Origin of the sequence: Paenibacillus gyeongsangnamensis (assembly GCF_027533625.1) — a bacterium.
Lineage (GTDB): Bacteria > Bacillota > Bacilli > Paenibacillales > NBRC-103111 > Paenibacillus_G > Paenibacillus_G gyeongsangnamensis.
This window is the reverse complement of the sequence record NZ_JAQAGZ010000008.1, coordinates 230,326-249,963: the sequence shown is the minus strand read 5'-3', so window position 1 is coordinate 249,963 and position 19,638 is coordinate 230,326. Positions and strand designations below refer to the sequence as shown.

General features: G+C 52.1%; 21 protein-coding genes. 16 read left to right on the top strand and 5 right to left on the bottom strand.

Annotated features, from left to right (window positions below):
- Positions 1 to 26: 26 nt before the first annotated feature.
- The 6 genes from wecB (at position 27) to O9H85_RS14370 (ending at position 5,352) form a co-directional block, all read left to right on the top strand.
- A complete protein-coding gene (gene wecB / locus O9H85_RS14395; protein ID WP_269882118.1) occupies positions 27 to 1,109 on the top strand; it encodes a non-hydrolyzing UDP-N-acetylglucosamine 2-epimerase in 1,083 nt (360 codons plus the stop codon).
- A 2-nt stretch (positions 1,110 to 1,111) separates the two neighbouring features.
- Positions 1,112 to 2,098, top strand: a complete 987-nt coding sequence (locus O9H85_RS14390; RefSeq protein ID WP_269882117.1) for a polysaccharide biosynthesis protein — start codon at positions 1,112 to 1,114, stop codon at positions 2,096 to 2,098.
- The gene (locus tag O9H85_RS14385; protein ID WP_269882116.1) at positions 2,095 to 2,976 is read left to right on the top strand and encodes a dTDP-4-dehydrorhamnose reductase family protein; all 882 of its coding nucleotides are present in this window, start codon (positions 2,095 to 2,097) and stop codon (positions 2,974 to 2,976) included. Before O9H85_RS14390 ends, O9H85_RS14385 begins: the two co-directional genes overlap by 4 nt.
- A complete protein-coding gene (locus O9H85_RS14380) occupies positions 2,958 to 3,968 on the top strand; it encodes an NAD-dependent epimerase/dehydratase family protein (protein ID WP_269882115.1) in 1,011 nt (336 codons plus the stop codon). The genes O9H85_RS14385 and O9H85_RS14380 overlap by 19 nt, the downstream gene beginning before the upstream one ends.
- A gap of 21 nt (positions 3,969 to 3,989) precedes the next feature.
- Positions 3,990 to 4,706, top strand: a complete 717-nt coding sequence (locus O9H85_RS14375; RefSeq protein WP_269882114.1) for a glycosyltransferase — start codon at positions 3,990 to 3,992, stop codon at positions 4,704 to 4,706.
- Positions 4,707 to 4,773: 67 nt separating this feature from the next.
- Positions 4,774 to 5,352, top strand: coding sequence for a class I SAM-dependent methyltransferase (locus O9H85_RS14370; protein ID WP_269882113.1), 579 nt, complete (start codon positions 4,774 to 4,776; stop codon positions 5,350 to 5,352).
- 72 nt (positions 5,353 to 5,424) lie between these two features.
- Here the strand turns inward: O9H85_RS14370 and O9H85_RS14365 are convergent, their stop codons facing one another.
- Positions 5,425 to 5,856, bottom strand: coding sequence for a hypothetical protein (locus tag O9H85_RS14365; protein ID WP_269882112.1), 432 nt, complete (start codon positions 5,854 to 5,856; stop codon positions 5,425 to 5,427).
- A gap of 131 nt (positions 5,857 to 5,987) precedes the next feature.
- Between O9H85_RS14365 and O9H85_RS14360 the strand changes: the two genes are divergently transcribed.
- Genes O9H85_RS14360 through O9H85_RS14350 form a run of 3 tightly spaced genes read left to right on the top strand, consistent with a single transcriptional unit; the run spans position 5,988 to position 9,352 of the window.
- Positions 5,988 to 7,358 carry a peptidase G2 autoproteolytic cleavage domain-containing protein gene (locus O9H85_RS14360; protein WP_269882111.1) on the top strand — a complete coding sequence of 457 codons (1,371 nt, stop codon included), beginning with the start codon at positions 5,988 to 5,990 and terminating at the stop codon, positions 7,356 to 7,358.
- A gap of 21 nt (positions 7,359 to 7,379) precedes the next feature.
- Positions 7,380 to 8,375: a CgeB family protein gene (locus O9H85_RS14355; RefSeq protein WP_269882110.1), complete on the top strand. Its 996-nt coding sequence runs from the start codon at positions 7,380 to 7,382 to the stop codon at positions 8,373 to 8,375.
- Positions 8,372 to 9,352, top strand: a complete 981-nt coding sequence (locus O9H85_RS14350; RefSeq protein ID WP_269882109.1) for a CgeB family protein — start codon at positions 8,372 to 8,374, stop codon at positions 9,350 to 9,352. Before O9H85_RS14355 ends, O9H85_RS14350 begins: the two co-directional genes overlap by 4 nt.
- A 132-nt stretch (positions 9,353 to 9,484) precedes the next feature.
- Here the strand turns inward: O9H85_RS14350 and O9H85_RS14345 are convergent, their stop codons facing one another.
- Together O9H85_RS14345 and O9H85_RS14340 are read right to left on the bottom strand one after the other, a co-directional pair.
- Entirely contained in the window at positions 9,485 to 9,865 is a 381-nt protein-coding gene (locus O9H85_RS14345) for a hypothetical protein (RefSeq protein WP_269882108.1), read from the bottom strand.
- A gap of 13 nt (positions 9,866 to 9,878) precedes the next feature.
- Positions 9,879 to 10,907, bottom strand: a complete 1,029-nt coding sequence (locus tag O9H85_RS14340) for a glycosyltransferase family 4 protein (RefSeq protein WP_269882107.1) — start codon at positions 10,905 to 10,907, stop codon at positions 9,879 to 9,881.
- 183 nt (positions 10,908 to 11,090) lie between these two features.
- Between O9H85_RS14340 and O9H85_RS14335 the strand changes: the two genes are divergently transcribed.
- Positions 11,091 to 12,293, top strand: coding sequence for a glycosyltransferase (locus tag O9H85_RS14335; RefSeq protein ID WP_269882106.1), 1,203 nt, complete (start codon positions 11,091 to 11,093; stop codon positions 12,291 to 12,293).
- Positions 12,294 to 12,331: 38 nt separating this feature from the next.
- Positions 12,332 to 13,558 carry a sialidase family protein gene (locus O9H85_RS14330; RefSeq protein ID WP_269882105.1) on the top strand — a complete coding sequence of 409 codons (1,227 nt, stop codon included), beginning with the start codon at positions 12,332 to 12,334 and terminating at the stop codon, positions 13,556 to 13,558.
- Positions 13,559 to 13,670: 112 nt separating this feature from the next.
- Here O9H85_RS14330 and O9H85_RS14325 read toward each other — a convergent pair whose 3' ends face one another.
- On the bottom strand, positions 13,671 to 14,048 hold the full coding sequence (locus O9H85_RS14325) for a hypothetical protein (protein ID WP_269882104.1): 378 nt from the start codon (positions 14,046 to 14,048) through the stop codon (positions 13,671 to 13,673).
- 189 nt (positions 14,049 to 14,237) lie between these two features.
- On the opposite strand from O9H85_RS14325, the gene O9H85_RS14320 reads away from it, so the two are divergent.
- Positions 14,238 to 14,672, top strand: coding sequence for a hypothetical protein (locus tag O9H85_RS14320; protein ID WP_269882103.1), 435 nt, complete (start codon positions 14,238 to 14,240; stop codon positions 14,670 to 14,672).
- Between the two features lie 91 nt (positions 14,673 to 14,763).
- Here O9H85_RS14320 and O9H85_RS14315 read toward each other — a convergent pair whose 3' ends face one another.
- A complete protein-coding gene (locus O9H85_RS14315; RefSeq protein ID WP_269882102.1) occupies positions 14,764 to 15,837 on the bottom strand; it encodes a glycosyltransferase family 4 protein in 1,074 nt (357 codons plus the stop codon).
- Positions 15,838 to 16,180: 343 nt separating this feature from the next.
- Here O9H85_RS14315 and O9H85_RS14310 point away from each other — a divergent pair, with 343 nt between their 5' ends.
- From O9H85_RS14310 to O9H85_RS14295, 4 genes are all read left to right on the top strand, one after another.
- Positions 16,181 to 16,558, top strand: coding sequence for a hypothetical protein (locus O9H85_RS14310; protein WP_269882101.1), 378 nt, complete (start codon positions 16,181 to 16,183; stop codon positions 16,556 to 16,558).
- Positions 16,559 to 16,741: 183 nt separating this feature from the next.
- Positions 16,742 to 17,518, top strand: coding sequence for a glycosyltransferase family 2 protein (locus O9H85_RS14305; RefSeq protein ID WP_269882100.1), 777 nt, complete (start codon positions 16,742 to 16,744; stop codon positions 17,516 to 17,518).
- A 7-nt stretch (positions 17,519 to 17,525) separates the two neighbouring features.
- The gene (locus O9H85_RS14300) at positions 17,526 to 18,779 is read left to right on the top strand and encodes a glycosyltransferase family A protein (RefSeq protein ID WP_269882099.1); all 1,254 of its coding nucleotides are present in this window, start codon (positions 17,526 to 17,528) and stop codon (positions 18,777 to 18,779) included.
- Positions 18,779 to 19,507, top strand: a complete 729-nt coding sequence (locus O9H85_RS14295; protein WP_269882098.1) for a glycosyltransferase family 2 protein — start codon at positions 18,779 to 18,781, stop codon at positions 19,505 to 19,507. Before O9H85_RS14300 ends, O9H85_RS14295 begins: the two co-directional genes overlap by 1 nt.
- The last annotated feature ends 131 nt before the right edge of the window (positions 19,508 to 19,638 follow it).

Here is a 19,638-nt window from a genome sequence, read left to right as displayed (position 1 = left end):
GGCCATTTCATAAGAGGGTGAATGGAATGAAGATTGTAACGATTCTCGGCACGAGGCCGGAAATCATCCGGCTCAGCCTGATCATTCAGAAGCTCGACAAGTTGGCGGAGAAGCATATCCTTGTGCATACGGGGCAAAACTTCACGCATAGCCTGAGCGATATTTTTTTTCAAGAGATGGGACTTCGCGCGCCGGATTACATCCTGCGGCACAGGCAGCAGTCGCTTGGGGCGCAGCTTTCAACCATGTTCGGAGAAGTTGAGAAGATTCTTCTCCGCGAGCGGCCGGATAAAGTACTGCTGCTCGGCGATACGAACAGCGCGCTTTGCGCGATTGTGGCCGAGCGGATGGGGATCCCCGTCATCCATATGGAAGCGGGCAACCGCTGCTTCGACCTCACGGTACCGGAGGAGAAAAACCGCAAGGTCATCGATGCGGTTTCTTCGATCAATATGCCTTACACGCCCCAGAGCAAGCAGCATTTGCTTAAAGAAGGCGTACCGAGCAACCGGATCGTCGTCTCCGGCAATCCGATTTATGAAGTGCTTCAGGCGTATGCTTCCAGCATAGATGAAAGCCGTATCTTTGAAACGTTAAATCTGTCGCCTAAATCGTATTTTCTTGTGACCGCTCACCGCGCCGAAAATGTAGACGATCCGGTTCATCTGCGCGAGATTCTGGGCGGTTTGAACCAGGTAGCCGAGGCCTTCGGTTACCGGATGATCTGCAGCATGCATCCTCGAACCCGGTCCCGAATCGAAAAAATCGGCGAGCTCCGGATGCATCCATTAGTGGAATTTCACGAACCGTTCGGGTTCTTTGATTTCGTTAAGCTGGAACGCCATGCCCTGTGCGTCATGACCGACAGCGGTACGGTACAGGAGGAATGCTGCATTTTCCATGTTCCTACGGTAACGATGCGTAACACGACTGAACGCCCGGAAACGGTAGACTGCGGCAGCAACGTCATCACGGGACTGAAGGCGGGACAAATCGCGGATGCCGTCAAGCTTATGGTGAATATGCAAACGGATTGGGCCATGCCGCAAGGCTATTTGGATGCGGATGTGTCGAGCAAGGTCGTTAAATTTTTGCTGGGAGGTCAATAAACATGTTCAAAGGCAGCACTATATTAGTGACGGGGGGGACCGGTTCCTGGGGCACGGAGCTGGTTTCGCAGCTCATGGAGCGCGATCCGAAGGAAATCATCATCTATTCACGGAACGAATCGAGCCAAGTCGCAATGAAGCGGGCGTTTGAGGATCCCAGACTTCATTTTTGCATTGGGGACGTCCGGGACAAGATTGCGCTTACGAAGGCGTGCCGGGGAGTGGATTATTTGTTCCATCTCGCCGCTCTCAAGCATGTGCCCGTATGCGAGGACCAGCCGTACGAGGCGCTTAAAACGAACGTGATCGGTACGCAAAACGTCATCGAGGCAGCGATTGACAATAACGTGAAGAAGGTCATCAACATCTCCACCGACAAAGCGGCGAATCCTTCCAACTTCTACGGAATGACGAAAGCCATCGGCGAGAAGCTGATCATTTACGCCAACCTGCTCGAGACTCAAACGGATTTCGTATGTGTGCGGGGCGGCAATGTACTCGGGACCAACGGGAGCGTCATTCATTTATTTAAGCAGCAAATCGGGGAGAAAGGCCAGATCGGCATTACGCATAAAGACATGACCCGGTTTTTTCTCACACAGCACGAGGCGATTACGCTGCTGCTCAAGGCAACGGCGGAAGGAAAGGGCGGCGAAATCTTCGTCATGAAAATGCCGACCTGCAAAATCATGGATCTGGCGGAAGTGCTGATGGAGCATATGGGGAAAAAGCAGGTTGAGGTTGTGGAGCTGGGTGTTCGTCCCGGGGAAAAAATCCATGAAATTCTTTACTCCGAATACGAAGCTCAGAATACGGTCGTATTTGATGACGATTATCTCGTTATTTTGCCGACGGTCGAAATTCCGGGGTTAAAGGCACGGTACGCTTCCTGCGCAAAAGTAAAAGGCGACGAATATACATCCGCGTATTCGCTCATGACGAAGGACGATATACGCGAGATGCTTGCGAAAGGCGGGTTCTTGTCATGAGGGTACTGGTGATCGGCGGCAGCGGAATGGCCGGTCATATGCTGTTAAAGTATTTGGCTGCGTGCACTTCCTACGACGTGTATTATACGATCCGGGAGCGGGATATGAGGCTCGATCCGGGAATGGAGGAACCGGGGGTCAGGCCTCACCGTTACGGTGCGGCACTGCGCCTGGACGCACTGGATGCCGTCATGGTGGAGGAGCTGGTCGTATCGATACGGCCGGACGTCATTGTGAACTGCGTCGGGATTTTGAACGATTATGCACGGCAAAATGAAATCATGGCTTATCGCATCAATAGCATTCTTCCGCATCAACTGGCCGGGCTCGCCGAAAGAACGGGCGGCCGGCTCATTCATATCAGCACCGATTGCGTGTTCTCCGGGGAGAAAGGCCGTTATGAAGAACGGCATGTCCCCGACGGCACTTCGGTCTATGCGAAGACCAAGACGCTTGGCGAGGTGGTAAGGGCGCCTCATCTGACGATACGCACGTCGATCGTCGGACCGGAAATCCGCCCGAACGGCATCGGTCTTCTGGGTTGGTTCCTTAAGCAGCAGGGAGTCATTAAAGGCTTCGTTCGGGTGCCATGGAACGGCGTTACGACGCTGGAGCTGGCCAAGTTCATTCATCTGGCTATCGAGCGGGGGCCGAAGCTCAGCGGGCTCGTTCATCTTACCGCTCCGCGCACGGTTAGCAAATGCGAGCTGCTTCAGCTGTTCCGGCAAGTATTTGACAAACAAGACGTCATCATTCAGCCGGATGAAACCATCGTACTCGATCGCACGCTCGCCAGCACCCGAACCGATCTCGGCTATGAAGTTCCGGATTATCTCGAGATGCTGACGGAGCTGCGGGATTGGATGCGGACGGAATGACCGCGGGCCGAATTGTCATTACCGGTGCGAGCGGCTTTACCGGTAAGCACGCATGTTCGTACTTCGCCGCCCAAGGATACGAGGTCGTCGCCGCCGTACGGAGGCCGGGCACTGCAGCCCTGCACGGAGGGGGAGAGGTGCGGGAGGCGGTCTGCGACCTCTCTTCCCCGGTGCAGGTGAGCCGGCTGCTGGAGGGGGAACGTCCCGACATGCTGCTTCACCTTGCCGGACTTAACTCGGTATCCGGTTCGTGGGAGGATCCGCTCCGGTATATGGGTATCAACGTCATGTCTACGCTTTACCTGCTCGATGCCCTGCAGAGGGCCGGTTCGGGGAGCTGCCGGGTTCTGGTAATCGGATCGATGCTTGGATTCCGCTTGAGCGATGGCGCACCTCCGCAGCCTCCTCACCCGTACAGCTTAAGCAAGACCCTGCAGACTCTCTCCGCCCGTGCCTGGGGAACGCTCTTCCGCTTGCCCGTCATGATCGCACAGCCTTCTAATCTGATCGGCCCGGGTCTTTCCAACGGCATTTGCGGATTGATCGGTGCGTACGTCGTCCGCGTGGAACGCGGCCTCCATGAGCCTGCATTCCGGCTTTCGTCAACGACGGAAGTGCGTGATTTCGTCGACGTGCGGGATGCGGTTCGCGCCTATGAGCTGATCCTGCGCAGCGGTACGCCGGGAGCGGTTTACCCAATCGGTTCCGGCCGGCTGCGTACGCTCGGCGAGGTGGCGGGCCGGTTCGAAGCGCTTGCCGCCACGCCGATAGGTTGGCGCATCGGATCTCAGGCGGACACCCCATTAGTATCGCTCGCGCCACAGCCGCAGCCGGAGACGGGGCGCGAAGCGGCCCGGCCGCCTTCGTCCGGCACTGTACCCGTATCGCCGGTCGATCCGGCGCCGATGCGGTCGCTCGGCTGGCAGCCCGTCATTCCGTTCGAGCAATCCGCCGAAGAGATTCTCGCATTTTTTCGCAACGGATGCCTATAAAGAGAAAGGAGAGGATGAGGCGTGAATCCTAGAGTATCCATCATCATCCCGTTTTACAATGATCCGTATGTCGGTCAGGCCATTACCAGCGCTCTGGAACAAACGTATCCGAACGTCGAAATCATCGTGGTGGACGACGGTTCGACCCAGCATTTGGACCAAATCGCGCCCTATATGAACCGGGTGCATTATATCGGCAAAGCCAACGGCGGGACGGCGAGCGCGCTGAATCATGGAATCCGCCTGGCTTCGGGCGAGTATATCGCTTGGCTTAGCTCCGACGATATATTTTACCCGCACAAGCTCTCGGTACAAATTCCGTTTATGCTTTCCCGCAACGCCTCGATCAGCTTTTCGGCGTTCGATTTGATCGATGAACATAACCGAATCACCGAGTACCACGTCGGACCCCGTTTCCCGAATGTGGCTTCCTTGTACGGAGCGATGCGGCATGGCAATCCGATCAACGGATGTACGGTCGTCGCCCAAAAAGAGATGCTGCTGCAAGTAGGTATATTTCATGAAGCTCTGCCATATACGCACGATTATGATCTGTGGGTGCGCCTGATTTTGTCGAGAGTGCATTTCCACTATTTGGACCAGCCGCTGATCCAATACCGGTGGCATAACCGGATGGGGACGTTAAAACACCGGCCGGCGATTGAACAAGAAATCCGCTTAATCCAATCCTCTTATGCCCATTCGTTGGAGGCTTATGTTAGAGAACTGGGGGGCTAAATGGGTGCCGGCTGAAAAATGGCTGCGCAGCTTGCTCAACCTTTGGAGGAGGAGGAGGAGAAGAGGAATGATCGTAGAGACGAAGCAAAATAATTTCATACCGGCGGTTCAAGGGCTGGTCAACAAAAAAGCTTACAGCCTTCTGGATATCGGCTGCGGCGTTTGTTCCCTCTTGGGCAGCTTTGATTGCCCCGTCTTGGTCGGGCTCGATGTGCATCGTCCTTATTTGGAAAACAGAGTCCATCCTTCGGAGCGGATCATCCCGATTCATGCCGATGCCTTAACCATTGACCGGCTTTTTTTGCCGAAGACGTTTTCCATGATTTTACTCAATGACGTCATCGAGCATTTTAACAAGCAGGATGGACTCAGGCTATTGGCCATGGCCGAAACGATTGCCGTCAAAAGGATCATCGTATTTACTCCAAGCGGGTTCTTCCCGCAATCAGGATACGACTATTACAACCTGCAGGGCGAAGTCTATCAGGAGCACCGGAGCGGCTGGGAGCCGGATGAATTTGAGCGGATGGGCTACAAGGTCCTTGTATTTAAGGGGCTGCATGACAGCAGCAATCCGTCGTTTGTCCGTACGTTTGGAAAAGATCATCCACCCGTCGATGCCCTCTTGGCTTGGAAAGATCTTTGAACCTGTTATTCGGTCGTTTAAAAAGGAGAAGGCCCCGTCGCAAGACGGAGCCTCCCGGGATTCCGGTATTCGTTAGTCCGAATAAGCGGCCAAATTGAAGCTTTCGGGTCCTACGCGAGTCACGCCAAGTGCGTTGACGCTGACGAATGCCGTATAAGTGACCGGCGAAATATTGGGCGCGTTAAAATCGGAACCTGCAAACGTAAGAAGCTGGGGTCCCGTAAGAGCCGTGCTCAAATTCAATGCCGCCGAGAATATGATGAGATCGGAAGGCGTAGTCCCCCGCACGACGATGACGGTTGCGGTAGTAGCGACAGGAACGAGAGGCTGTTGCAGAGCGATGACTCCTGCGAATTCCACGCGTACGGTGAATGCTGTTCCTCCGGACAAATTCAAGGTCTGCTGCCCCCAAAGCTGCGGGGCGTTGATTGCAGTGAAAGAAATGGACATCGAGTTAGCGGTGCTGGCATTCTGTGACGTTCTGGCATCCAATAGTTTGGTCATACGTAATCACCTCCTTCTTTCTGGCTTGTTCTATCATATGAAAAAATAGAATAAAAGATTGGATTAAAAAACTAATTATCGGCGAATTTATGCGAGGGTTATCATTTTATACAATTGGGGTGAACAGCTTTATGTCGAATAACTTGATTGGCCATGCAGCGCATGTAGAGGGCTACATCAATACAGCCATTGGAGATGCTTCCCACGCCGAAGGAGGAGGTACCGTAGCGGGCGGCTTATACTCCCATTCGGAAGGCATGGATACCAAATCCATGGGAACGGCTTCCCACGCCGAAGGCGGAGGCACTAGAGCAAACGGCTTATACTCCCATTCGGAAGGCCAGGACACAAGAGCCGTAAGCCATGCCTCTCATGCCGAGGGATACAATACCGAAACCAGGGGAAATACGTCGCATGCCGAGGGAGACAGCACAACGGCCGAAGGGAATGCCTCGCATGCCGAAGGCGGCTTTACTTCGGCCCGAGGCGATTATTCGCATGGGGAAGGCTTTGAAAGTGCGGCAGGGGGCTTTGCCTCGCATGCGGAAGGCGAAGGCACGGCAGCCGCCGGCGCCTTCTCCCACGCTGAGGGATCCCTTACGACAGCGGGAGGGGACGCTTCCCATGCCGAGGGAGAAGGCACACAGGCCGGCGGAATCGCTGCGCATGCGGAAGGGCTGGCAACAACGGCGAGGGGCCTAGCCGCCCATTCGGAGGGAATCCACTCTACGGCGAGCGGCGTGGGTGCCCATGCCGAAGGATTCCGGACAGCCGCCGGTGGCTTCGCCTCCCACTCCGGAGGGAAAGGTACGAGTACGGCGGGGTTGTCCGGAGCTTATATCGCAGGTAAATATGGGGATGCGACCGATGCCTATTCGTGGCACTTAGCCAACGGGACCGACGAAGCTCATCGCGGCTTGGCGGCAAAAATCAGTACGGCGGGCGATGCATTTATCGGAAGGACGTGGTTTGCGGGAGGCTCAAATTACGCGGAGATGTTCGAAACCACGAACGGCAATCCAATAGATTGCGGATATTTCGTTACCTTTGACGGCGCGGAGGGAAAAATCCGGATTGCCAAGGACAAGGATAAATACATTCTAGGCATTACGTGTGCACGGCCCTCCATAGCAGGGAACAGCGAAGAGTTACATTGGTCCTTTAAATACGTAACGGACGAATGGGGAAGAGTTCAATATCAAGAAGCAACCGTTCCCGCCGTATTCGATTCGCGAGGCAAACTCCTTGAACCGGAGCATACCGAGTTTCAGCCGGTTCTTAATCCCGTATGGGATTCCAATCAACGGTATAAACCGAGAAGGCTTAGAACCGAATGGGTTATGGTAGGGCTGCTGGGTCAAATGCACGTTCGCGATAACGGAGACTGTACTCCGGGCGAATACTGCAGGCCGAACGGGTCCGGCATCGCCGTACCGGCAAAAGAAGGATACCGGGTGATGAAACGGACCGGACCGCACCAAATTATGGTACTGTTCCGTTGATAGGAAAGAGGTGATTCCTTTTTGCGAGTTCTCTTTTTAGAAAGTCATCCTTTATTGATCCATGGACTTCCTAACGGTTTCCGGGATGCGGGACATCAGGTCAAAATATCCGGACCGCTCACGTCAAATAAGATTCCCAGGCTCATCTCCACATTCCGTCCCGACCTCATCATCACCTTGGGCTGCGGACCCGAACATGTGTTGAAGAAGCAGGAATGGATACGGGAGCATGTCCAAGCATCAGGAATTCCCCATGTCTACTGGGCAACGGAGGATCCTACTCACTCGCATACGTTCACGATCCCCTACATCCAGAGAGTAAAGCCTACCTTTGTATTTACCATCTGTCCCGCCAGAGTGAAGGATTACCGGGAACTTGGGTTTCGAGCGGCCCATATGGATTTCGGCTTCCACTCCCGTGTTCACCGGCGGGTCAAACCGATCCCGAAATTCCGAAGCTCCGTTGCCGTTGTAGCCAATGCATACCCTCGTATTCTCAAAACATACCCTGAGCATTACCGCATCACCTCTTTAAATACTTTGATTCGGCCCTTGATCCGAAAAAGGATTCGTGTCGACTTTTACGGCAGGTCTTGGAATAAGATGAAGTCTTTCCTGGGAAGAACAATCCCGCGAAGCTGGATTCACGGCTATTTGCCGTATCCCCGTGCCAATAAAGTGTACAGTTCAACGGATATTATTATCGGATTGCAAAATCAAAAGACTCAGCTCACCCAACGCACGTATGAGATTCTTGGCTCGGGCGGCTTCCTCCTTACCTCCAATACGCCGGCCGTACGAAAATGGTTCAAACCTGGAAAAGATTTGGTCGTGTCCTCTTCACCTAAGGAGACATTGCGATTAATCGATTATTACTTGCGACATCCGAAGAAACGGCGAAAGATCCAAAACTCCGGTCAAAGAACGGTACGAAAGCACAGTTACATGCATCGCGCCAAATATATCCTTCGCGTACTCCGCAAAAACGGAATTTTGAAACAGGGGGCTTCTCTATGAAAGTTCTCTTCCTTGAAAGCAATCCGGTGTGGATTCATACGCTGCCGAAAGGGTTTCGCGACGCCGGCCACCGGGTGAAAATTTCCGGACCTTTAACGCAAGACAACATCCCCCGCATGATCGAAAGCTTTCGTCCGGATCTCATCGTTTCGATGGGATGGGGGCCCGAACAAACGGAAGAAAAGCAGCTATGGATTCGCGAGCATGTAAAGGCATCCGGCATCCCGCACGTTTATTGGGCCACGGAAGATCCGAACTTCACTTCCCGATTCACGATGCCTTTAATCAAGAAGATGCAGCCGGATTTTGTTTTCACCATTTCTCCCAAGAAGGTAAAGTTTTATCGGAAGCGCGGGATCAAAGCAGCTCGTTTGGATTTTGCCTATCATTCCAGCGTGCATCGAAAAACGAAGCCCCGCGCGAAATATCGCAGCTCTATCGCCGTTGTTGCGAATGCTTATCCTGAGGTTCTTAAGCAATATCCCGGACATTACCGCATTAAATCGATTCGGACACTTATCCGCCCCCTTATACGACAAGGGATTCGCGTTGATTTCTACGGCCGTGACTGGGATAAAATGAAGCCTATCCTAGGTAAGGACATTCCGGGGAATTGGATTCACGGCTACTTGCCTTACAAGAAGGCTTATAAGGTTTACAGTTCATCCGACATCATGATCGGCCTGCAAAATTATCAGGATATGGTTACGATGAGAACTTACGAGATCCTGGGTTCCAGCGGATTTTTACTTACGTCGGATACCCCGGGAGTACGCCGTTTAGTAAGGCCCGGAAAAGATCTGATTGTATCTTCTTCACCTAAAGAAACACTGCGTTTAGTCCGCCGTTATTTGAAAGAAAACAAATTGCGAGAGCGAATAAAGCGGCAAGGCAGGCGTTCGATCGCGGTACAGAACTATAAACAGAGGGCAAGAACGATGATGGCCGTTTTGAAACGAAATCGCATCGTGAAGTGAGAATTCCATCCGGAAAAGAAAAAAATCCCGCCATACAGGCAGGAACCGTTCACTCTGCATCATGCCGGATACCCGATTAGGACTATGTGGAATTCCCCGCGTAGTCTTCTTTTGTTATCCGGATTTCTCGAATCAAGGAATCGTAGTTAATTGAGAGATCTCTTTAAATTCGGATTGAATATATCTTTGTCCCGTAACAAGATTACCGGACGCATCCAAGCCGAAAATGGAAACCGTATCACCTAAATTTGTTCTGGCAATCACATTAAATTGCACCTCATAAGCAAAAAAACCGCCAATACTGAACGTTTTTACGCTTACGGTATTCGGCAAAACTTGATATCCCACGTTATGCAGCGGAATTCTCGGGACGTCCGTGTTTAAAACGCCGAAAATTTGCAAATGAACGATTGTCACGAACACCGGATCGGCATTCAATACATTAAAAACGACAGTGGACGCTGCAGTACCGTTTGCGCTTGTATTTGTAATTAATCCCGTTGTAAAAGGCATCCGTTCCATCTCCTTATTTGCGCTGCCAGCTTCGTTCACGAACAATCTGCTCCATTACATTGACAAACCTCTGTTCGAAATTATATTGCGTAAAGCGGCTTGCCGATTCCAACCCTCCTCTGATCAAGGTCTGGTATAAATCTTCATCGGTTAATACGGCCTGAAGAGCCAACGCCAGAGAACGGGGATCACGCGGAGGGGTAATAAAAGCACTTTTCAAATGCTCCGAAAAATCCAATATGCCTCCGGAATTCGTCGTCACCACCGGCGTTCCGCAAGCCATCGCCTCAAGCGGAGGGAACCCGTAAGCTTCAATCCAGGAGGAAGAGACGAAGACGTCGGCGGTCCGGTATAGCTCTGCAAACTCCTTATCGCTTACGGCGCCGAAGGTTCGATACGGAATGCCCGAGGGAAGAGACAATATTTTTTCGGGACAAACCATATAAACGATAAATTTCCCGCGGTACGCTTCCTTAAATAATTCCATGCATTTCACAAAATCATGAAATCCTTTCAATTCATAGCCTGAATCCGGATCCCGCGCTAAATAGAGAATGATTTTTCGCTTGTCCTTGTCGAGTCTTTTGCGCACAGGGGAAGGGTAGAAAATTTGCGGATCGATACCCGGATTGAGAACGAATGTTCGCTGCCCTACATCATTAAAAATTTGATCGTCGAGCCAATGGGAAAGACTGACGATCGGAACCCCGTGGGCATAGGTCCATAACGCGAATTCTTTATCCGGTACCCAGTGAGGTTCATAAGCCTGGGAGAAACGTACGCAATGGCGGGGCCATGCTTCGTAGCAAGCTTTAAACGTTGTGTAAAAATTGGCAAGCACAATATCGCCGTAAGGGATATAGGACGGGTCCAGGGAAGGTATTCTGGTTAACTTGCAATGTACGTCGTAAACAACGGGCATCCCTTCGGGTACCAGCACTTCCGTATCATGTCCTCGGGTATGCAGAGCGTTCGCTACGTCCGCCAAATTTTTACACCCTCCGCCCAAATGTAAGGCGCCGACTGGAATGACAACCCTCATTGTTGTTCCTCCTATGTTCATGATCACCCGTATCCAATCTAATCCAATCTAATCCAGTATATTAGGTGTCTATTCCAAACGAAACGACTATTAGCATAGTTAGGCGGAATAATACTTAAAAGGCCTATACTGCAATGAAAAGCAAGCATACATTAATATAAATCATGTTAAGGGGGATGTTCGATGCCGGATGTTGGGATTGTCATGCCTGTTTACAAGCAGAAGCCGTCTTATTTACGCGCAGCCATCCAATCGGTTCTAGCCCAAACGTACTCCAATTTCAGATTCGTTATCGTGATCGACGGCGCTCCTGAAGTAGCGGATGTGATTGATGAAGAAGTCCGACATGATCCGCGGGTGAAGGTTATCCCATGCAGGAAAAATCAGGGCGTGGCCAAGGCGCTGAACCGGGGATTTAAAGAATTGCTGGCCGATCCGGAAATCCTTTATTTGACTTGGGTTTCTAGCGATAATCTGTATTATCCTCAGTTTATCCGTCTTCTGAGAAAAGAATTGCTGCAAGGTCCTGAAGAGCTTGGTCTGGCATACAGTTGTTTTCGTGAAATCGACGATGAGGGCCGGCCTCTTCACGACGAAGCCGTGCAAGCGCAATTAAGGGATTATCAGGCTAAGCCCAAAGAGGCGCTGCTCGATTTTCATATTATCGGGGTATCTTTCATGTACAAGAGCCGGTATGCCAAGCTTATTGAAGGCTACGGAATGGAACCCGTAGAAGATTACGATTATGTTCTTCGATTGACCGACCATTGCGAGACCCGCTACATTCCCGTGGAATTAATCGATTATCGGGTAAACTCTCCTTTCAGCGTATCCGCCCAATTGAAAAATTCCAGCCAGCAGCACCGGCGCTGGAGAAACGCCTTCCAAACCGCGAAGTTTCAGGCTCGCCGTCGAAGAAATATTCCTATGGAAACGACGGTGTTATTTCCGGTAAGAGACGGTTCTCCGGCAACCGTAGACTTGATGGAAAATCTTTTGGAGCAATACTACAGCAACTTTCAGCTTCTCGTTGTGGATTTGTCTACCGGTCAAGAAGCGGTTAAACCGCTTTCCGCCGTACCGGATCCTCGGATTCGTGTGATCGCCATGCCCGGAATGGATGAGAAGGAAGCGATATTCAGGGTAGCGCACACGATTGAGACGCCTTTCGCGATGCTGTATGGAAAAGGCGGAATGCTGTATTATATGGATTTAGAGAATATGTCGAAGATGTTAAGAAAAGCGGATAACCCCAACATCTCCGTGTATTATACGGTCGGCCACGAAATGGTCGCCTTTCGAAATGAACCCGCTCTTGAGGAACCCGTTTACCATGAGCTCTACCGAACCGTAAAGCTGTTGGAAGTGCTATTCGGATCGGTTTGAGCGAATGGGGAATTTTTCCTGAAAGGTGAATTCATCATATGGCGAATTTCCAAGTAACTCCAGGCGGCAACCCGAAGAATGAGCCAAGTGTTGCAGCGAATTTATTGGATGCTAACATCGTCGTGGCCGTGTCAACCGATAATACGACAGGATCGCCCCGTACCGGATTATATCGTTCGCTGAATGCCGGTTCAATATGGTCCAATACACTATTGCCACTGCCTGCCCAATTCACCGGCGCGGAAGCCGCTACCGTAGCCTATGGATTTCCAAGTACCTTTCTTGTGGCGGCCCATTTATTTCCAGGGAATTTCGGCGGAACAACGGGTGTGTACCGGTCCACCGATAACGGAGCGACGTTCACCGGTCCCGTCCTAGTGGCGCAAGGCCAAGGTACGTTCATAAACAACGATGAGACCAATATTAGTATCGACAATTCGCAGGCCAGCCCTTTTTTGGGAAATGCGTATCTCACCTACAATCACCAATTTAATGTCAATATTGCCGGGGGTTCGGTCTCTTTCTTTCAGCGGTCCGTCGACAACGGAATCTCGTTCCAAACGCCTATCCGGTTATCCAACGAAGCCGAACTGGTGGAACGTACCGATGTGGCCGTCGGGTTTACCGGGATTGTGTACGCAGGGTGGATTACGCTGGACCCGGCTCCTGCATTTAAAATGCGCCGTTCGCTTGACGGCGGAGCGACATTTCAACCGGAGGTCGTTATCTCCGCCGTTACGCTCGTGCCCTCTCCCCTGCCCGTACCGAATTATGCCTTTCGCTGCCTGACCTTTCCGAATATGGCTACGGACAATTCCGCTACCGCAACCAATGGAACGGTTTACGCCGTATGGCAGGACAACCGGCTCGGCTTTGCGGACATATTTATATCCAAATCCTTCGACGAAGGGGTGACATGGACTGCGCCTATGAAGGTTACGGATAGTCCTGCAGGTTCGCAAAATTTTTTCCCGGCCATTGCCGTATCCCCGATAACCGGCAGAGTCAACATCATCTACTATACGAATCGTCTGAACGGTTTTAACCTGGATGTGTTTGTAGCGCAATCCATGAACGGAGGCAATACCTTTACCAACACCAGAGTCACGACCGTATCCTTCGATCCCAATGCCGGCGGCAGTACTCCGACAACATTGATAGGAGACTTTATTGATGTCGATATTATTGTCCCTAATGATTTTATAGCCGTATGGATGGACACGCGGCCCGGAACCCAGACGATATTTGCCGGCAATAATTTGTGAGAGGGTTCCTGATGCATGGACGGATACGCGAACCGGAACCCAGACCATTTTCCGGAAACTAAAAAGCCAGGGAGTACCCCTGGCAACGGATGACACTAGAGGACCGGCTGTGTCAGGAAGTCGGAGACAAGGCGGAGATCGCTGTCATATCGGATTGAATGATTCCTTGCTCAATTACAAGATTGCCGAATTGATCCAAACCGAATGTAGAAACAACGACGTCCGTAGGCGTGACGCTGGTTACATTGAATTGCACCTCATAAGCCAATACCCCTTGAATAAAGTAAGTGTTGCGTTTAATGGAGTTGACCGGAAGGGTGAACGTCGTCACATAAAGCGGAATTTTAACGTCGGGGACAAGGCTGTAAAAAATTCTGACTTCAACCGTAGCAGCATTGGTTGTGTTTTCGTTCACCATATTGACCACGACGTTGGAAGCTGCGGTGCCGACATCTTTCGTATTGGTAATATAACCTGTTGTGAAAGGCATAAGATTTCGCCTCCTTTCTGGTTTATATTAAATATATGCTAGATTCACTATTTGCGTATGGACGTATGCTGCGGTTACTGCTGGGAATTAACATATTTTTCCTGAGACCCTCCTTTGTAGCCTTCCGTCCAATCGAATAGAATGACAGTTTCATATACTAACGGCAAATCTTCAGAAGAGGTGATGGAGATGGCTATATTCACAACCGGAGCAATAGAGAACCGCGGCAGGGAAATCAAATCGTTGGTCGTACGGGGGGCGAATGTCGGAACACAGGCGGCCGACGTGCTGCTTGAAGTGTTTCATGCGCTGAACGCCGCAGACGGTCCGTCCGTGCAGCAGCTTTATGTGCAGCGCCTCGTTGCCGTCGGCCCCGACCAATTGCAAACCTTTGACAATATTTTTTCCGATCTGGATGCCGTGACGGTGAGAGTGACGACGTCGAATTTGGGAGCGGATACGGTCTCCGTCTCCGTTACTGCCAGAGACTCGCAAAGGCGCCTTACAGGACTTCAACCATCGGTGGAAAGGATCATCGCTTCGCCGCAATTAGCGGCAGTCAGAGTAGCGGACAATAATCAAACGACAGGCATTCTAACGGACAATAATCGAACGACAGGCTAAGCAGCCGATTTGCCTTCCATGGGGTAACGGCAAAAAAACGACTCTATTCGCATGGTTGATTGCGAAGGGGTCGTTCTTCGTTTTGCCCGCTTTAATAGATCCCCAGGGAGTGCACCATTTCCAGAAATTGAGGGCAATATTTGTCCGGAGAATAATGCTCCATAATGTGCCGCTCGCCATTGTCCCGAATGTTCTTCCTCAGCTGCGCATTGGTTATCAAATCCATGGCATGGGTCAAGGCGGCCTCCAGGTTACCGCTCGGATAAAATTTTCCCGTGACGTCATGAATGATGAAGCTCCTCACTCCGTCGGAGTCGGTGGATAGGACCGGACAACGGCAGAGCATCGCTTCCGCGACAGCATAGCCGAAGCCTTCGAGGATGGAGGTTGAAGCGAGGAATCCGCCGGAATCGCCGATCATGGAAAAATAATCGGCCATGTCGCGATGCGGCACGTTGGATAGCAGGTGCAGATGCGATCCTATCCCTTGCGCCGCAACCATGTGCTGAAAGGCATCGAACTCCTCAGGCTGATTCAGCTGCGAATCATGGAACATCCACAGCTGCAAATTAGGCACCATCTCGCGCAGGTGATAGCCGATCTGGAGAAAGCCGCGCCAGTTTTTGTTCGTTTCGATCCTTCCGACCCAACCCATGATCGGATAAGGGTGAACGGGGAGCGGGCGATAGCGGAACCGTTCGGTATCCAATAAATTGGGGAAGCAAAATTGCCCTACGTCCGGGAACATGCCCCGAAACAGCTCGACCAGATGGGAGGTTCGGGGGTAAAAGACCGCATTGCTGTACTTTCGGATGAACGGTGCCGCTGCCAGCAAGATCTGGACGGCATCGCTTCTTTGGCCCAAGCCTTGAACTTCAAACAGCACGATTCGCTGATACCCTAACCTCCGAACCCTTTCCAGCATCATGTAATCGTGAGAAACGATCACCGCATCGTACTGCCCCGTTAAGAGAAGATGTTGAAGTTCCAGCTCGTTATTCGTAATAAAGGTAGGTATGCTGCTCGTATTATTTTGCAAGCCGGAGCCGTACATTTGATAGTGAAGATGACAGACGACTCCGTGCTTAGCCAAGGCTTCGGCACGCAGCCGGTTTAACGTTTCCATGCCGCCGCTCGGGACATAGTAAGAAATCAATATCTTCATGGCGCACCTCTATGTTGTAGTGTTTCTTGTATACTATGAGCGGCCGTCGCAGAAGTATGGTCGGGAGTACCTGCATGGAATAGGTTTTTTTATTTATCCTGGAATCGTTCCGGGAGCCTCCGGCAATGGCCCCGTCAGTTGCGGCTGGCGGGTGCATTCTAGCATACGATTATTAAATAGGTCGGCTAATAGATTCCAGTACAAGCAAGAGAACCGCTTTTCACATAGATTAACAGGAAATGAAATGAAGGAGGTGAGATTCGAAGACGCCGTGTGATTTATTGATCTTTTGCTTAACTCAGCATGTGGTGGCTCTTGAATACTGATGAAAGGGGGTATGGAAATGCCGTTTTCTACGGGAGTAATCACAAATACGAAGGCTGTCGGTACAGCCGCCTCCAATATTGTAGTAAGCACAAGAAATGCGGACGCGTCCAATACGTCGCAGATCGTGGTGCAAATCTTCGCTTCCGTGGCCTCGACCGTATTTTATCCCGCTTATGTAAGCAATTTTGTAGTCGCTGCAAAATCTTTTGATGTAAGAGAATTTTTTATTGCGGGTAATGTTGCTTACGAGGTTCAAATCAACGTGATCAGCGTTTCGCCGTCCAATGTCATGGTCACGGTTACAGGTATAGACGGTTCAGGCAATCTTGTAACCAATCAACAAGTGCTTCAATCGGAATTAACCACGATTACTGCTCTAACGCCCATACCATAAAAACGTGGACGCGAACGAGCCGGTCCGGCCCGAAAGCCGAAAGGACCTCCGGAAACCGCAAGGCGGATCGGGGGTTCTTTTTTCTTGGACACTAAACAGAAGCCCTCGCCATGGCAGCTTGGGGACATACAATGGGGGTAGGGGCGTCATTCCCTAGTTAACGCCAGGGGAGTTGATTCGCGGATGCAATCGCAAAATACGTTCGCAGTCAAAAGGCATGGCACCAAGGTGTCCGTCATCATACCTGTTATGAATGAACGGGGGACCTTGCCTGACATTATTCGGGAAGTGAAGAAGCTGAAGCCCGCCAACCCCGAGATCATCGTTGTGGTAAACGGCTCAACCGACGGGTCCAAGGAAGCGGCTCAGTCCATGGGAGTGAAGGTCATCCATTTCAAGAGCCCGCTCGGACATGACGTCGGCCGAAGCGTTGGAGCCCGCCATGCGACAGGAGATATTTTGCTGTTTATGGATGGAGATATGGTGATCCCGGCCCACGAGCTGCAGTCGTTCATCCGGGCGGTGCGGCGCGGAGTCGACGTAGCCTTGAACCGGTATTTGGGCAAGGTGACCGAATCGCAGGTTCATCCTGTTGTTCTGGCGAAACATGCGCTGAATGTGGTTCTCGGCCGCCCGGATCTGCATGGCGCGTCTATGACGACGGTCCCTCACGCGATAAGCCGCAAGGCGCTGTCCATTATAGGTCCGGAGCATTTGGCCGTACCTCCCATAGCGCATGCGGCGGCCATTCTGGAGGGACTTCGGGTAGAAGCGGTTCATATGGTCAACGTCGGGCAGCTTAACCGTTTTCGTGTGCGCAAGCCCGGAAGGCTCGGAACGCATCAGCTCAGAAATCTGATCATCGGCGATCATGTGGAGGCCATTCATTGGCTGACGCAGAAGACGGACGATCGCGCGCGATATACGGATTTGTGGCGAAATCGAAACGCAGTGAGGTGAAGGAAGCATGCAGAAACGTCAGACTGTGATTTTATTCCAGAAGCCTTCCGTCACCGGGAAAAGGGTGCGGATCGCGCTCAAAGCGGAATCCGGCAAGAGAGGAGCGGCCTCGGTACCGCGGAAAAAGAGATCCGCTGCGGATAGGGTCAGGCGGAAAGCTGCGATCTCCAGGAAAGTGGCAGTACCGCTGCGAAGATCGGAGCCCAAAAAGGGAAAACGGCGGCAGGTCCGCCGTGTACTGTTCAAGCGCCCCCGGCAGCGGGCGAAAGTCAGGACTTCCTCGGTCCATTTCGAACAAGGCTTTCGCATGGGAAAAAGAGACGCGTCACGCTTCTCTATTGCACATGAACCGAATCCGGCCAAAGCGCTGAACCGGTATTGGATCGATCGGGTGAAGCGGAGGAATCTGGCATCCGCGCCTAGGCATCATTATTCCAAAGCGGCGGCCGGGTATGTTCGCGGTTTCTTCCACGCAAAGGGGCGGCCCGCGCCGGACTGGGTTCTGCTGCCTACAGACAAATCGGTCGCCGCCGTCATATCGACGATGAATGAACAAAGTACGATCGGCGCGCTGCTGAAGGAGCTGGGCCGGCTGCCGCTGGATGAGACTTACGTGATCGTCAATGGTTCGACGGACCGGAGCTTTGAGGAGGCTCGCAAGATTCCCTCTGCCGTCGTGCTGTCTTATCCGGACCCCCTCGGCCACGATGTAGGCCGAGTGGTCGGCGCCAAGCTGGCGCAATCGGATATCGTTCTGTTCCTGGACGGAGATATCCCGGTGGAGGCAGAGAAGCTCATTCCGTTCATTCATGGAGTCGACAGGGGACTTGATTTGTCGCTGAACAACATCTCCCCGTTTCTGAAGCCCTTCCATAAGCGCGATCAAGTCACCTATTTGAAAGAGTTTCTTAACGCATCGCTGGGCCGTCCGGATTTGGCGGCCAATTCGCTTACCGCCGTACCGCACGCCTTGTCCAGAAAGGCGATTCAAGTGCTTGGGCCGCAGGAGCTGAGCGTGCCTCCCAAAGCGCAGGCAAAGGCGGTTTACAGCGGTCTATCCATCGGTTCCCCCGGCAGTATAGATGTCATACGCGCCAACAAACGGCGCAAATCCAACCAGGGGCACCACAATCAGGTGGCCGATCTGATCATCGGCGACCATGTGGAGGCGTTCAAGCTGGCCGAAGAACTGGCGGGAGCCAGGCTCGGTTTTGCGGATGAACTGCGCAAACGGGGCATTGCCGCCGGAGGTGACGCATAATGCAGATGGTGAGCATCATTATTCCGAATTATAACGGATTGGATTTGCTGAGGGGATGTCTTCTTTCGATCCGCAACCATGTACAAACGCCTTACGAAATCATTGTCGTCGATAACGGTTCCAAGGACGGATCGCTGGAACACAGCTTGAACCAGCGCGTCAAGCTCGTTTCCCTCCCTTCCAATACCGGGTTTCCGGTAGCCTGCAACTACGGCTTGCGGATAGCGAGCGGGGATGCGCTTCTGCTGCTTAACAACGATACGCTGCTGACGCAGGGTGCCATGGATAATATGCTGCGATGCCTGTACAGCAGCGAAGACATCGGCATTGTCGGCCCGATGACCAACTATGCCAGCGGCAAACAGCAGATATCCGAACCGTTTACGACGGTAGAGGATATGGCGGCGCGCATGAACGTGCCGGACAGCGGCAAATGGATGCAGACGGAACGGATCGTGGGGCTGTGCTTTTTGTTTCGCCGCGAGCTTATGGACCGGATCGGGCTGCTCGATGAACGGTTTTCGCCCGGTCATTATGAAGATGACGATTACTGCTTCCGCGCCCGGTTGGCAGGCTTCCGCCTCATGCTGGTGGGCGACGCGTTTATTTACCATCATGGGAGCGCGAGCTTCAAGAAGGAAGACAGGAATTGGTTCGAGGGGCTTTCCGTTACCAACCATCAGAAATTTATAGAGAAATGGGGCGTCGATCCTCAACAGTTTATTTAAGATAACGCGCTGGTCCTTGTAAGACAAGGACGGCGCAGCCGTATCCTGGTGAAAATGGGCGTTTATCCCTGTATCTGGAGACGCCACGTCTGCATAAGGTAAGGTAGTTGTTAACCGAAGGAGGTTATCCT

Coding starts and splice junctions, on each gene's coding strand:
- wecB (WP_269882118.1), top strand. CDS start 27: ATGAAGATTGTAACGATTCTCGGCACGAGGCCGGAAATCATCCGGCTC.
- O9H85_RS14390 (WP_269882117.1), top strand. CDS start 1,112: ATGTTCAAAGGCAGCACTATATTAGTGACGGGGGGGACCGGTTCCTGG.
- O9H85_RS14385 (WP_269882116.1), top strand. CDS start 2,095: ATGAGGGTACTGGTGATCGGCGGCAGCGGAATGGCCGGTCATATGCTG.
- O9H85_RS14370 (WP_269882113.1), top strand. CDS start 4,774: ATGATCGTAGAGACGAAGCAAAATAATTTCATACCGGCGGTTCAAGGG.
- O9H85_RS14365 (WP_269882112.1), bottom strand. CDS start 5,856: ATGACCAAACTATTGGATGCCAGAACGTCACAGAATGCCAGCACCGCT.
- O9H85_RS14360 (WP_269882111.1), top strand. CDS start 5,988: ATGTCGAATAACTTGATTGGCCATGCAGCGCATGTAGAGGGCTACATC.
- O9H85_RS14350 (WP_269882109.1), top strand. CDS start 8,372: ATGAAAGTTCTCTTCCTTGAAAGCAATCCGGTGTGGATTCATACGCTG.
- O9H85_RS14345 (WP_269882108.1), bottom strand. CDS start 9,865: ATGCCTTTTACAACGGGATTAATTACAAATACAAGCGCAAACGGTACT.
- O9H85_RS14340 (WP_269882107.1), bottom strand. CDS start 10,907: ATGAGGGTTGTCATTCCAGTCGGCGCCTTACATTTGGGCGGAGGGTGT.
- O9H85_RS14335 (WP_269882106.1), top strand. CDS start 11,091: ATGCCGGATGTTGGGATTGTCATGCCTGTTTACAAGCAGAAGCCGTCT.
- O9H85_RS14330 (WP_269882105.1), top strand. CDS start 12,332: ATGGCGAATTTCCAAGTAACTCCAGGCGGCAACCCGAAGAATGAGCCA.
- O9H85_RS14325 (WP_269882104.1), bottom strand. CDS start 14,048: ATGCCTTTCACAACAGGTTATATTACCAATACGAAAGATGTCGGCACC.
- O9H85_RS14320 (WP_269882103.1), top strand. CDS start 14,238: ATGGCTATATTCACAACCGGAGCAATAGAGAACCGCGGCAGGGAAATC.
- O9H85_RS14315 (WP_269882102.1), bottom strand. CDS start 15,837: ATGAAGATATTGATTTCTTACTATGTCCCGAGCGGCGGCATGGAAACG.
- O9H85_RS14310 (WP_269882101.1), top strand. CDS start 16,181: ATGCCGTTTTCTACGGGAGTAATCACAAATACGAAGGCTGTCGGTACA.
- O9H85_RS14305 (WP_269882100.1), top strand. CDS start 16,742: ATGCAATCGCAAAATACGTTCGCAGTCAAAAGGCATGGCACCAAGGTG.
- O9H85_RS14300 (WP_269882099.1), top strand. CDS start 17,526: ATGCAGAAACGTCAGACTGTGATTTTATTCCAGAAGCCTTCCGTCACC.
- O9H85_RS14295 (WP_269882098.1), top strand. CDS start 18,779: ATGCAGATGGTGAGCATCATTATTCCGAATTATAACGGATTGGATTTG.